The sequence below is a fragment of the Micromonospora sp. RP3T genome, from assembly GCF_003027925.1.
GTDB lineage: Bacteria > Actinomycetota > Actinomycetes > Mycobacteriales > Micromonosporaceae > Micromonospora.
Window position 1 is genome coordinate 96,337 of record NZ_PYPS01000002.1, and the last position, 13,304, is coordinate 109,640.

Below are 13,304 nucleotides of genomic sequence, written 5' to 3' on the forward strand. Positions count from 1 at the left end.
GGCTCGTCGACGACGGGGACTTGCCTGATCACAGCGTGGGGGGCAGGTCCAGCCACGGTTTGTCGGTGGCGTCGAATCCGGTGAGCTCGGCGATCTTCCCGTCGACGATGTGCAGGACCGCGATGGTGAACAACCGGTACTCCGGGTCGTCAGGGGTGCGGAGGTACAGCCCGACGGCGGGCATGCGGTTGACCGTCGTGGCGATACCGCGCCAGTCGTCGGAGCCGCGCTGGAAGAGCCCGCCGGAGACCCAGCCGTCGACCGCGTCCTTGGCCGTGACGACCGAGGTGCCCGCCTCGGGCAGCATCACGAAGCGCAGGTCGTCGCGGAGCAGGGACATCAGCACGTCGAGGTCGTTTCGCTCATGGGCGTCGATATATGACTTCACCACGCCACGCTCGTCACTCGACAGCTCGTGGGCGGCGGGGCTCCGCCAGTCGAGGCGGCGGTCGGGTAGCTGCTCGCGCATCGTCACGCGTGCCCGCTGCAGGGCGCTGGTTACCGATGCGATGGTCAGATCGAGGGCGTCGGCGGCCTTCGACGCCGGCCAACCGACGACGTCGCGCAGGATGAACACCGCCCGCTGCCGCGGCGGCAGGTGCTGGACGGCGACGATGAACGCCAGCTCGATCGTCTCTCGCGCCACCACCGATTCCTGCGGGTCCTCGGGGAGCATCCGGTCGGGGTACGGCTGCAGGTACAGCACCTCGGAGCCGGAGTCCGGCAGCCCGGACGGGACGGGTGTGCGATCGTTGCGCTTCTTCAGGAAGTCAAGGCAGACGTTCGTCGCGATCCGGTACAGCCAGGTCCGCAGCGCGGCGTGACCCTTGAATGACTCCCGTTTGTGCCACGCCCGCAGGAACGTCTCCTGCGTCATGTCCTGGGCGTCCTCGTAGTTCGCCAGCATCCGGTAGCAGTGTATCTGCAACTCACGTCGGTGGCGCTCCGTGATGAGCGCGAACCGCGCCGTATCGCCTGAGTGAACCACCGCGATGAACGAGGCCTCGTCAGTGCCAAGCGGTCTAGCGTTGGTCATGGTCGCCGATCCTTCCACCGGTGCGAGAGCGCTACCAGCACCGACGACGTGGCGGGAAGAATTCTGCTCGGTGGAACCGCTGGCACCGGGCCGCTCGTCAGGTCGGATGGGTCGGGCGCCAAGCCCGTCGCGGCCCCACCTGGACCCGACCAAACCATCACAGAAAGCTCGGAGGGAATCGACAAGCCGAGCAAGTTTGAAGTAGACCGCTCGGCGGTGCCGCTGTTCTCATGTACTCGTCAATGTGACGATTGGGGGAACCGAGGATGGCGGATTTCAGTCGCCGTGGGCTTCTTGCAGGTGCGGTTGCCGGGGGGATCACTCTCGGGCTCAACGGGAACAGCGCAAGTGCGGCACAGCCGGATATACATGCAGGATCGGTGGCGACTGGAAATTGTGCGCCGCCTCCCGCGGCGGTGGCGGTCGGTCGTAGCGATCCGCGATACCCGAGTCTCATCACTCCCTGGAACAGGCGATTCCAGGGAAATCCCCAGAACGTCCACATCGTGCAGTCCGCACAGCAGATCGCCGAGGTCCTCAGCGATGCCGTCGGTGCGAAGAAGCGGATTTCGGTGCGCAGCGGCGGACACTGCTTCGAAAACTTCACCTCTTCCCCTGACATTCAGGAACTGATAGATGTTTCGCAGATGTCGGACGTCTACTACGACCCCAAGCGGCGGGCGTTCGCCGTCGAGAGTGGCGCCACGCTCGGCCAGGTCTACAACACCCTCGTCAAGGGGTGGGCCGTCACCATCCCGGGAGGAATTTGCCCGGGCGTCGGTGCCGGCGGCCACATCGCCGGCGGTGGCTACGGCTTCTTGTCGCGCCGGTACGGTCTCGCGGCCGACTACCTGTACGCCGTGGAAGTCGTGATCGTCGACAAGTCGGGACGAAGTCGAATCGTTGTCGCCACCCGTGAGGAGGGAGATCCCAACCGCGATCTCTGGTGGGCGCACACCGGTGGCGGAGGCGGAAACTTCGGCGTCGTGACACGGTACTGGCTGCGATCGCCGGGTACGGATTCCAGGGACCCCGCCGAACTGCTGCCGCGCGTGCCCGCGACCATGATCAACAGGACGATCACGATCAACTGGGACCAGCTGAACAGGGCGTCGTTCTCGAAGTTCCTCCGAAACTACTGCACCTGGTTCGAGCAGAACAGTGCCCCCGATTCGCGGAACGCGAATCTCTGGGGTGGGTTCTTCGCTTTCCACCAGTCGGCGGGGCCACTCGGCTTCGTCGTGGGTGTCGACAGTGGGGTGCCGGGCGCCCAGAGCCTGCTCGACGCACACTGCGAGGCGGTCATGTCCGGTGTCGGGGTGCAGCCCGTGGCGGACACCACTGATTCCGCGCCGTACCTGGACGAGCGGAACTGGCAGATCGAGCCCTATGCGCGGTCGAAGGACAAGGCCGCCAACCTGCGCAGAGGATTCTCGGACCGGCAGATTGCGGCCATCTATCGTGGTCTGACCGACCCCGAGCCCACCAATCCGGGCGCGTGCTTCGCCATGGCCGGGTACGGCGGTAAGATCAACGCCGTGGCGCCGGGTGCGACCGCGACGGCGGACCGGGACTCGGTGCTGCGGGTGTACATCACGGGTGGCCGATGGAGTTCGCCTGACGAGGACGCGAAGTACATCAAGTGGATCCGCGAATTCTATCGCGACATCTATGCGGAGACCGGCGGGGTTCCGGTGCCGAACGCGATAAACGCCGGAAGCTACATCAACTATCCTGACGCCGATCTTGCCGACCCGGCCTGGAACAAGTCGGGGACGTCGTGGGCGGAGCTCTACTACAAGTCCAACTATCCGCGTCTGCAGCGCATCAAGAAGCGGTACGACCCCGGGAACGTGTTCCGCCACGCCTTGTCCATCGTGCCGAGGTGACCGTTCGATACCAGAAGCAGGAACGGGTCGCCTACGTGACCCTGGACCGGCCACATGTGCTGAACGCGATGGATCTGCGTACGCATGCAGAGCTCGCCGAGATCTGGGACGACTTCGAAGCCGATGACGACATCTGGGTTGGCGTGCTGACCGGAGCGGGGGAGCGCGCCTTCTCGGTGGGGCAGGATCTGAAGGAGTTGGCGGCACTGACCGAACGGGGCCAGGCCGCTCCGTCCACCTTCGGCAGCCGGGGCAAGCCGGGCTGGCCCCGGCTGACCGAACGGTTCGGTCTTGCCAAGCCGCTGATCGGGCGGGTCGACGGGTACGCCCTCGGCGGTGGTTGCGAACTGGCCCTGGCCTGTGACGTCATCGTCGCCTCGGATCGGTCGGTGTTCGGCCTCACCGAGGCCCGGCTCGGCCTGATTCCCGGGGCGGGCGGGGTGTTCAGGCTGACCAGGCAGGTGCCCTACCGGGTCGCTGTCGGGCATCTGATCACCGGTCGCCGGTTCGACGCCGCACGCGCCTACGAGCTGGGGCTGGTCAACGAGGTCGTGCCGGCCGCCGAACTCGACGCGAGCGTGGCGAGCTGGGTCGACGACATCCTGAGCTGTGCCCCGCTGTCGGTGCGCGCGATCAAGGAGGCGGCGGCTTCCTCGGCCACTCTGCCGCTCGCCGACGCCTTTGCCGCCCGCTACGCCTGGGAAGAACAGCGTATGCACAGCGCTGACGCGATCGAGGGTCCGCTTGCCTTCGTGCAGCGGCGAAGTCCGGTATGGCTGGGACGTTGAGCGTTCGAGCAGGACTCTCACACTGTCACCGTGACCGATCGTTCTTCGCTGGCAGCGGGCTGCGGAGCCCACCACGCCCGCACCGGTGAGGCCGGTGGACCGACAGTGGCCGGTCCACCGGCTGGCACCTCTCCGCCGTGCGTGGCCTCCGGGGTGATCGGGGGTGGGTGGGTGAACGGAACGGCCTCTGTGGAGGCGGACGGCGGCGGGTGGGATCACCTCGACAGGATCGTGGAGTTCGCTTCGCTTCACGACACACGAGGAATCTCACCCGCCGCTGTCCTCACGTCGGATCCGGCACTGTCCTTGGCAGGGCAGCTTGGCCGGGATCTGCCCGGCCCTGAGCGGTCGAAAAGGCCATCAGTCGTGGCGAGGTGGCCGAACCGCATCTCCGACAATGCGCAGATGCGCCACACAGCCGAGCCAGCCCAGCAAACTCGAAGTTGTGGCCAGTGCCGCGCTGCTGAGACTCTTGCCCGAGTTAACTTCTGGAACGTTGGAACTGGCCCGCATTGATGATGCTGGAGGGTTGGTACATGGCCACGAAGACCAGTATCAGCGTGTGGCTGAGTGCGCGTGACAGTTGCCGGACGACAGATGAGCCAGACATCGTGGTGACCGCTGTCCGCGAGTTCCACGAGCAGCACCCGGAATATCTGGTCGAAATCAAGGCGTCCGACCACTGCCGGATGCCCGGAATCGTGGCCCGAGCCGCAGAGCAGCGGGGCCCGCCCCATATCGCGGAGTTCACGTCACTCCGACGCGGACCATGACGGGCGCACCCGGAGGCGACGGAGTGTCCTGTCCACGCCCCTTGAGCAGGCAGTCGCGGGGCGAACCGAGATTTTCGACGAGCCGGTCGTGCCCGAGAGCATGCTGCCCGCGGCGCGTGGCCTCTTCCGCTACGCCGGCGAGCTGATGTCCATGCCTCGGACGGCGCCCACCCGGGTGTGGTACGCCAACATGCCCATCCTTTTCCGCGCTGGTGCGACCGAGCCACAGTGCATCCGTCGATGCCACTCACCTGATGCAGCGAGGTGGGCGTGGCGGCTTCACCGTCGAGGCCGGCCGCATGCCGTACGACGGCGAGGTCCGTTCCGCGGGCGACAGTAAGCGTGGTCGACGGCGAAAACGGGCGTTGGCACCACCACCTGAGTCGACCGCCGATACCAACGCCACGGCGGACACCTACGACAACGCCGCTCCCGACGCGCCGGCTCTCAGGGCACGACAGTTCGACATCCGAGCGACGGAACAGAACTCTCCCGGCCGCGCCGCGGCCCCGATCAACGAGGGAAGTCAGCATCGATGATTCTCCAGGACCAGTACTTTCTTGGCTACCGGAGCGCGGAGCACGAGCGGCTGTTGGAGCAGGCGGAGGACTTCCGTTCCGAGGCGGCCTGGTTGTTCGACCAGGTCGGACCGCTCGACGGTAAGGCCGTCGTGGAACTCGGCGTGGGACCTCGTGGCTGCCTGGACGAGCTGGCCCGACGGGTGGGGCCGGGCGGTAGCGTCATCGGCGTCGAGCGCGACGCGGAGTCGGTCGAGCGCGCGCGCAAGTTCGTGGTGGACCGCGGGCTGGACAACGTCGACGTCCGACACGGCGATGCCCGGGCGACCGGCCTCCCCAGCGACGGCTTCGACCTCGTCACCGAACGGCTGATCCTGCACAACGTGCCGAGGCCTGAGGAGATCGTCGCCGAGGCGGTACGGCTGGCCCGCCCGGGCGGATGGGTCGCATTCCACGAGGGCGACCGCAGGGGGCAGGCGTGCGACCCGCCCGCCCCGTCGTGGACCAGGATCATGGATGTTCTCAAGCGGTACGCCGACAGCAACACGATCGACCTGTTCGTCGGCCGGCGGATGCCCGGCCTGCTCCGCCGCGCGGGTCTGGTCGACGTCCAGGTGCGGCCCGTCGTCTACATCGACCACGAGCCCGGACACCCGCGGCGAATGGTCCTCGCGGACTTCGCCGAGAACCTGCGTGACCGCCTCATCACGAACGAGCTGATCACCAGAGAAGAGTTCGACGATCTTCACGCGGCGTTGCGCCGGCACCTCGCCGACCCGGACACCACCGTGATCTCCCACTTGTACGTGCAGGCCTGGGGCCGCAAGCCGGCTGAGTAGCCGGCTGCCCGGCACCGTCGGAGATGCTCGCCGACGAACGCCGCGGCTGGAATGAGATCGCGCTGGATCCGCGAGAGGAGCCGTCACCATGTCCACGACGCTGGGGAATCTCTCCACCGAGACGCGAGCGTTCGCACCGCCGCCGGAGCTGACCGCCCAGGCCAACGTCACGGCTGCCGCCTACGACGAGGCCGCACCGGACGCGCCGGCGTTCTGGGCCCGGCAGGCGGAGCGGCTCACGTGGGTGCGGAAATGGGATCAGGTCCTCGACTGGAGCAATCCGCCGTTCGCCAAGTGGTTCGTCGGCGGCGAGCTGAACATCGCCTACAACTGCGTGGACCGTCACGTCGAGGCGGGCCGGGGGGAGAAGGTCGCCATTCACTGGGAGGGCGAGCCCGGTGACTCCCGTACGATCACGTACGCCGATCTGCTCCGGAGCGTCAGCCAGGCGGCGAACACGCTGACCGAGCTCGGCGTGACGGCCGGTGACCGGGTGGCCGTCTACCTGCCGATGATCCCGGAGGCCGTGGTCGCGATGCTGGCCTGCGCCCGCATCGGCGCCCCGCACAGCGTCGTCTTCGGCGGATACTCGGTGGAGGCGCTCGCCACCCGGATCCAGGACGCGGGCGCGAAAGTCGTCATCACCGCGGATGGCGGTTACCGAAGGGGCAGCCCGTCGGCGCTCAAACCCACCGTCGACGACGCCGTCGCACGATGCCCGAGCGTCGAGCGGGTGCTGGTCGTACGCCGCACCGGTGAGGACGTCGCCTGGGGCGAGAAGGATCTGTGGTGGCACGAGACGGTCGAACAGGCCAGTGACCAGCACGAGCCGCAGGCGTTCGACTCGGAGCACCCGCTGTTCATCCTCTACACGTCGGGCACGACCGGTAGACCGAAGGGCATCCTGCACACCACCGGCGGTTACCTGACCCAGGTCTCGTACACCCACTGGTCCGTCTTCGATCTGAAGGTCGACACCGACGTGCACTGGTGCGCAGCCGACATCGGTTGGATCACCGGGCACTCTCACCTCGTCTACGGTCCGCTGTCGAACGGCGCCACCCAGGTCATGTACGAGGGAACCCCGGACACCCCGCACCACGGCCGGTTCTGGGAGATCGTCGACAAGTACCGGGTCAGCATCCTCTACACCGCGCCGACACTGATCCGCACCATGATGAAGTGGGGCGACGACGTCCCGGCCGGCTACGACCTGTCGTCGCTGCGGATCCTCGGCAGCGTCGGCGAGCCGATCAACCCCGAGGCCTGGATGTGGTACCGCAAGCACATCGGCCACGACAACGCCCCCGTCGTGGACACCTGGTGGCAGACCGAGACCGGTGGGATGATGATCTCGCCGCTGCCCGGCGTGACCGCCACGAAGCCGGGCTCGGCCATGACCCCGCTTCCGGGCATCACCGCGGACGTGGTCGACGATGCGGCCGAGTCGGTGCCGAACGGGGGCGGCTTCCTGGTGCTACGCGGGCCCTGGCCCGCGATGCTCCGCACCATCTGGGGTGACGACAAACGCTTCATCGACACGTACTGGTCCCGATTCGGTGCCGGCGCCGGCGCCGGCGACGAGTGGATCTACTTCACCGGTGACGGCGCGAAACGGGACGAGGACGGCGCGCTGTGGCTGCTCGGCCGGGTCGACGACATCATGGTCGTCTCCGGCCACAACATCTCCACCACCGAGGTCGAATCCGCGCTGGTGTCGCACCCCGTGGTCGCTGAGGCGGCGGTGGTGGGCGCCGCCGACCCCATCACCGGCCAGGCCATCGCCGCCTTCGTCATCGCCCGCAGCAATGTGGACACCACCGGCCGGGCCGGTGAAGAGCTCACGATCGACCTGCGCAACCATGTCGCCAAGACCCTCGGCCCGATCGCGAAACCCCGGGTCGTGTTCGTTGCCGAACTACCCAAGACCCGCTCCGGCAAGATTATGCGTCGTCTGCTGAAGGATGTCGCCGAGAATCGCACGCTGGGCGACGTCAGCACGCTTCTCGATTCGACGGTCATGGATCTGATCAAGGCGGGCTACGGGACACCGGCAGGATCTGACGTCAGCGCGATTCGCCGCTCGACCGCTCCCTAGTCAGGCCACCGCGCCGAAGTCCACGGGCTCTGGTCGCAGGCTGTTCGGAAAGCGCGCCCAGATGAACGCAATCTGGAAGACGCGTTCGCCACGGGATCCAGGAATCCTCGTTGCAAAGAGCGAAAGGACAGCCGCCGATGACAGCGCGAGAAGTTCAACCCGAGGTGCGCGGTGCACCGGCGATCCATGCGCCTTCCGGCGTCCAACTCCCTTCCCTGACGGCGCTGCGGATCGTGGCCGCGACATTGGTGTTCATCCACCACACGGCGTTCCAGCCGGTGTTCGCCAACCAAGGCCTGCAAGATGTCTACAACGCACTCGCCTGGAACATCGGTGCCATCAGCATCACCTTCTTCTTCGTGCTGAGCGGCTTCGTCCTCACCTGGACGGCCAAGCAGACCGACTCCGCGAAACAGTTCTGGCGGCGACGTGTCGTCAAGATCTTCCCGAGCCACCTCGTGGTGTATGCCATCGTGCTGTTCCTGATGTTTGTGGCCGGCCGATCCGTCCGATGGCCCGAAGCGCTGGTCAGCCTCGGTCTCCTGCAGGCCTGGGTGCCGAACAACGACTACTTCTTCTATGCGATCAACCCACCCACGTGGTCGTTGTCGATCGAGTTGCTGTTCTACCTGTGCTTCCCGCTCCTCCTGCTGCTGGTCAACCGCATCCGGGCCGGCCGGCTGTGGCTGTACGCGGGGCTGACGGGCGTGGCCGCCCTGCTCGTGCCGGTGGTCTCGTGGCTGATCCTGCCCGGTGCTCCGGCGGGCTCCGACTTCGCCCCCTTCTCCTGGCCCCAGATGTGGTTCAACTACTTCTTCCCGGTCGCGCGGGTCTTCGAGTTCCTGGGCGGAATGATCCTGGCCAAGATCCTCCTGGCGGGCCGCTGGCCGACGGTGCGGCCGCTGTACGCCGGGGTGCTGCTGGTGGCGTTGTGGGTGGTGACCCTGCCCGTGTCGCACAACATGTTCGACAACGTCTACCGTGCGCTGTTCAACATTCCGATCGCCCTGCTGATCACCGCCGCAGCCGCATCGGACCTCGCCGGGCGCCGGACGTTGCTCAACCACCGCGGCATGGTCTGGCTGGGCGAGATCTCCTACTGCTTCTATCTGGTGCATGTCACCGTGCTCTTCTCGCTGCAAGCCGCGTTCAGCCGTCAATGGGGCCTGGGCGGGATTTTCGAGGCACACCCGTTCGGCACCGTGCCCGGAATCGCCTTCATCATCGCCGCCTATCTGGCATGTGTACTCTTCGGATGGCTCGTCTACCGGCTGGTGGAGCGTCCGGCGATGCGGCGGTGGGCTCGTCCCAGGCGGGCCCGACCGGTAGCAGTCACGTAGGCGGCCGGACCGTCTGGCGGACCAGCTCGGTCCGGCACCCCCGCTGCGGCGGCCACGTTCGTCGGCCGCTGCAGCGGCGACGTTGCGGCCCCCTGGACGACCGCCCACGGGGGCCGGTGGCGAAGGCGACAACGCGGTGGCACAGGCGATGGCGGCCTTGTCGGCCGGCTCGTCGAGCAGGTGAACCACGTGCGCAGCGCACTCGGCCGTGCCGGTCCGTGACTCGCATGCTCGGCTCCCTCGGCCCGGCCTGCTCCGGCGCCCGAGCAGCCGCCGGCACCCCCCCTACCGGCCGAGGAACTCGTCACGGGGCCCCACCGCACGTACAGCGCTGCTGAGGCACCCGGGCGTCGACGGTCCGGATGGTGCCGCGCAACGTGTTGCTCACGGTCATCGCCTACGGCGAACGCTCACCGTCGCCGGCTACGACGAACTCCTCCGCCATCGCCGCGCTGAGGGACCAGTGACGGCACAGCGCAAGCTCTGAACATGCAAGCCCGACACCGCCATCGATCCGCCTGTGAGCAGCTACGTCCGCCGACCATCAGCTCTCCGTCCGCCGATTTCACCGAAGCCGCCACCCGCGGCCACATGGCGGGTCCGCCGCTCGGCCCGATCGACGACTCCGGCACAGGCGAGTTGCACCTGCCGGTCGAGCCGAGGTGCCGAGGCAGCCACGGCGCCGGTTTCCGGTCGAGCCGAGGTGCCGAGGCAGCCACGGCGCCGGTTTCCGGTCGAGCCGCCGACGGCGAGCAGCCGGCCAAGATGACGGCCCGCTACGGCCGCGTCGATCTTCGCTACCGGCCACGCCCGCTGAGGCTTCCGCCGTGGGACTGTGCCAGGAGCGGTGTTCCCGGCCCGGCGCGCCGGGGTCGACGTCCGGCGAGACGGACACTGTGCAGAAGGCCGACGGTGACCGGCGGCAGCCGTCACCCGAACAGGCCGCAGCGGCGGCGATGGTGGCCGAGGCCGAAGCCAGCAGCCGGGACCCGACCGGGGCCGGCCGCGCCGATGGACGACGCGCTGGAGGCCCGTACCGAACGCCTTCGCCGTCACCTGCGGTGACCGCTGGCCGGCCGCCGGAACCTACCACCGGACAGCCGGAAGAGCCGATCTCGGTACGGGCCGCCGGCCCGCCGGCGAATGGCGATTCCCGATCATGTGTTCCGTTGCTCGAGTCCTTCGGGACCGTTGTCGATGATGTTCACGAAGTGTTCTTCGATGGCGTCGGCGAGGATGGCGTCGTGCATGTCGGTGCGCACCTGCAGGCCGATGTCCTGGCCTTCGGGGACGGACGAGACGATCAGCATGACGGGGAAGGAGCATCTGGTGGCGAGCACGGCGCCCTCGGCGATGAGTGTTCCGGTGACGTCACCCAGGCTGAGCTCAGGTGTGGTGTTGTAGTTCAGTGACACCACCCGGTCGAGCTGGATCAATTTCTCGGGCCCGCTGAGCGCGGCTCCCAGCTCTTCGGGGACGATGAGCACGTCGCGGGCGGCCATGGCCCGCCGGTAGGCTTCGCGGGTGCGCTCCAGCAGGTGCGGGCTTGAGTAGGACGGCCCGTTGGGGCGGAGCAGGATGGTGCCGACCCGGTTGGTGATGGTTCGGTCGATCACCTCACCGGAGCTGTTCGCGATGGCGACCATCACCGCGAAGTCCGGCGCGGCGCCGGCCCGGATGATGGACTCCTGGTACACCGCTGCGATACCGACCGATGGTGGCATGCCGTGGACACGGGCGTACTCGTCCCAGGGTTCCAGTTGCTTGTGGGACACGAGGAAATTGCGCATGACGGCCGGACCGGGGAGCGAGTACCGGGAATTGTCGGGCATCGGGGGGATCTGTGCTGACCCGTCGCTGCGGGCGGGAAGCCGGCAGGGCGGGAGGTCACCCAGTTCGTCGCGCCAGTACTGGCGTTGTTTCTCGAGGTCGACCGATGCGAGCTGGTGCCGGAAGTCGCAGGCCATCTCGGCCAGTGATGCGGTGCGGCCCGGCCACTGCGGTGGATTGCCGGCCAGCCGCGCCGTGTAGGCCGCGGACAGCTCCGCGGTCAGGATGCCCCACGAGTGGCCGTCGAACCCCGAGTGGTCCAGGGCCACCCCGAACAGGGTGCGCCGCCCGCTGCGGGCGAGCACGGCCCGCCACACCTTGCCCTGCTCGACCGGCAGCGGCAACCGCAGGGTCTGTCGGAGCGCCTCGATCGCCGCCTGGTCACTGGTCTGCTCGCCCAGCTGGTGGAACTCCGCCCGTCCGGGATCGGCCGGGACCTCCGCCAGCCCGAGCTCCGGCCCGTCGAGATACCGGGCGTGCAGCGCCTGATGACGGTGGTGCACATCAGTGGCGGCGCGCTCCAGCGCCGCCGCGTCGATCGGGCCGTCGAACCACCAGGAGAACTCAGCCACGATCTTCTGCGGAACCGTTTCCGCCTGCACCGGAGTGATCGCCACCAGCTGGTCACCCTCGGCGGCCGACGCCCTGCCGGGGCCGGGCCGGTCACCGGCTGACCCACCGCGGGCGGTGTCGATCCATGCCGCGAGCTGCGCCACGGTGGGGGTTCGGAAGATCTGGGTGAACCTGACCCGCACCCCGGCGAGCTGCTCCAGCCGGGCACAGGCCACCGTCACCCACACCGAGTCGAGCCCGAGATCGAAGACCGACGTCGTACGCGGCAGCCCGGCGACCCCGAGCAGGTCGGCGAAAACCCTCTCGACCATGACCTCCGTGGCGCCGCGCGGGCGCTCCTGGGGGGCAACATCGGACAACGCGCCGGTGTCGACGGTCTCCGAAGCCTCTTGCTGGCTCATGTCCACTCCTCGGGAACGACAGGAAGGGGCTGGCGAACCACACCGGCCAGAACCCGAGGATCACCCCACCCCGTCGGCCACGCACCTCCCGAGTTGCTGACCCCGCGCCAGAGCTCCCCGCACCCAGGACGACCGGCACGATGCGAGAAGATGACGTACCCGGTGGCCCGTAACCTTCGACGTATGCAATTTGGTCTCTCCATACCCCAGGGCAGCGGGTTCGAGCTCGTCGGCATCCCGCCGGCCGAGCAGTGGGATTCGATACGCGACCTCGCCATGGCCGCCGACGCCGGGCCGTTCGATTCGATCTGGATGGCCGACCATGTCCTGACCTACCCACCGTCTGATGAATCAGTGTGGGAGGTGTGGTCGATGATGGCGGCGTTCGCCGTCTGCACGTCGCGGGTGCGGCTGGGGCAGCTCTGCACGTGTATGGGCTACCGCAATCCGGCCCACCTGGCCAAGATGGCGGCCTGCATCGACGTCATGTCCGGTGGCCGGCTGCAGATGGGCATCGGCGCCGGTTGGTTCGAGGAGGAATGGCGTACGTACGGCTACGGCTTCCCCGGTGTCGCCGATCGACTCGGCATGCTCGACGAGGGGGTGCAGATCATGCAGCAGATGTGGACGACCGGCACCGCCACCCTCAAGGGGAAGCACTACCAGGTCGACGGGGCGTTCTGTCGGCCGCTGCCGGCGCAGGAGGGCGGAATCCCGTTGTGGATCGGGGGCGGCGGTGAGAAGAAGACGTTGCGGATCGCGGCCAAGTACGCGCAGTACGCGCACTTCGGCGTGTTGCTGGACGAGTTCGCACACAAGTCCCAGGTCCTGGCCAAGCACTGTAAGGATGTGGGCACCGACTTCGACGCGATCGTCCGGTCGACCACCCTCAACGTGACCATCGGTGAGACCGAGAAGGATGTCGCCGACAAGATGGCCTGGACCCGGGCCCACTACGAGCCGCTGCTGCCGCCCGAAGAGCTCGAGCACCTCATGCGCTACAGCGCGCCCGGCCTGGTGGGCACGCCCGAACAGATCGTCGAGCGGCTGGTGAAGGCCGGCCAGGCGGGCCTCGGTTATCTGATCGTCCGATTCGTCGACGCGGCCTACGACCGGACCAGCCTCGACATGTTCGTCAACAAGGTGATTCCGGAACTCGCCTGACGGCCACAGCCGAAGAAGTTTCTGTCACGCCATCGCGTGATGTTCGGTCAAGTTG

The 13,304-nt window shown here is 67.6% G+C and carries 9 protein-coding genes; 7 read left to right on the plus strand and 2 right to left on the minus strand.

All coding sequences use genetic code 11. The features are described 5' to 3' along the window. Positions 1 to 28: 28 nt before the first annotated feature. Positions 29 to 1,036, minus strand: a complete 1,008-nt coding sequence (locus tag C8054_RS02375) for an RNA polymerase subunit sigma-70 (protein WP_107155018.1) — start codon at positions 1,034 to 1,036, stop codon at positions 29 to 31. Positions 1,037 to 1,452: 416 nt separating this feature from the next. On the opposite strand from C8054_RS02375, the gene C8054_RS02380 reads away from it, so the two are divergent. The 6 genes from C8054_RS02380 to C8054_RS02405 all read left to right on the plus strand — a co-directional run bounded on the left by C8054_RS02380 (position 1,453) and on the right by C8054_RS02405 (position 9,281). After that, positions 1,453 to 2,925: an FAD-binding oxidoreductase gene (locus C8054_RS02380; RefSeq protein ID WP_255562936.1), complete on the plus strand. Its 1,473-nt coding sequence runs from the start codon at positions 1,453 to 1,455 to the stop codon at positions 2,923 to 2,925. Beyond that, positions 2,922 to 3,713 carry an enoyl-CoA-hydratase DpgD gene (dpgD, locus tag C8054_RS02385; RefSeq protein ID WP_107155020.1) on the plus strand — a complete coding sequence of 264 codons (792 nt, stop codon included), beginning with the start codon at positions 2,922 to 2,924 and terminating at the stop codon, positions 3,711 to 3,713. The genes C8054_RS02380 and dpgD overlap by 4 nt, the downstream gene beginning before the upstream one ends. A gap of 536 nt (positions 3,714 to 4,249) precedes the next feature. Beyond that, the gene (locus tag C8054_RS02390) at positions 4,250 to 4,486 is read left to right on the plus strand and encodes a hypothetical protein (protein WP_146179837.1); all 237 of its coding nucleotides are present in this window, start codon (positions 4,250 to 4,252) and stop codon (positions 4,484 to 4,486) included. A 535-nt stretch (positions 4,487 to 5,021) separates the two neighbouring features. Then, a complete protein-coding gene (locus tag C8054_RS02395; protein ID WP_199199495.1) occupies positions 5,022 to 5,843 on the plus strand; it encodes a methyltransferase domain-containing protein in 822 nt (273 codons plus the stop codon). A gap of 88 nt (positions 5,844 to 5,931) precedes the next feature. Further along, entirely contained in the window at positions 5,932 to 7,941 is a 2,010-nt protein-coding gene (gene acs, locus C8054_RS02400; protein ID WP_107155022.1) for an acetate--CoA ligase, read from the plus strand. Between the two features lie 137 nt (positions 7,942 to 8,078). Next, positions 8,079 to 9,281, plus strand: coding sequence for an acyltransferase (locus C8054_RS02405; RefSeq protein WP_107155023.1), 1,203 nt, complete (start codon positions 8,079 to 8,081; stop codon positions 9,279 to 9,281). A 1,157-nt stretch (positions 9,282 to 10,438) separates the two neighbouring features. On the opposite strand, the gene C8054_RS02410 is transcribed toward C8054_RS02405, so the two are convergent. Beyond that, entirely contained in the window at positions 10,439 to 12,085 is a 1,647-nt protein-coding gene (locus C8054_RS02410) for a condensation domain-containing protein (RefSeq protein WP_107155024.1), read from the minus strand. 150 nt (positions 12,086 to 12,235) lie between these two features. On the opposite strand from C8054_RS02410, the gene C8054_RS02415 reads away from it, so the two are divergent. Continuing rightward, entirely contained in the window at positions 12,236 to 13,249 is a 1,014-nt protein-coding gene (locus C8054_RS02415; protein WP_233219453.1) for an LLM class F420-dependent oxidoreductase, read from the plus strand. Positions 13,250 to 13,304 lie beyond the last annotated feature (55 nt).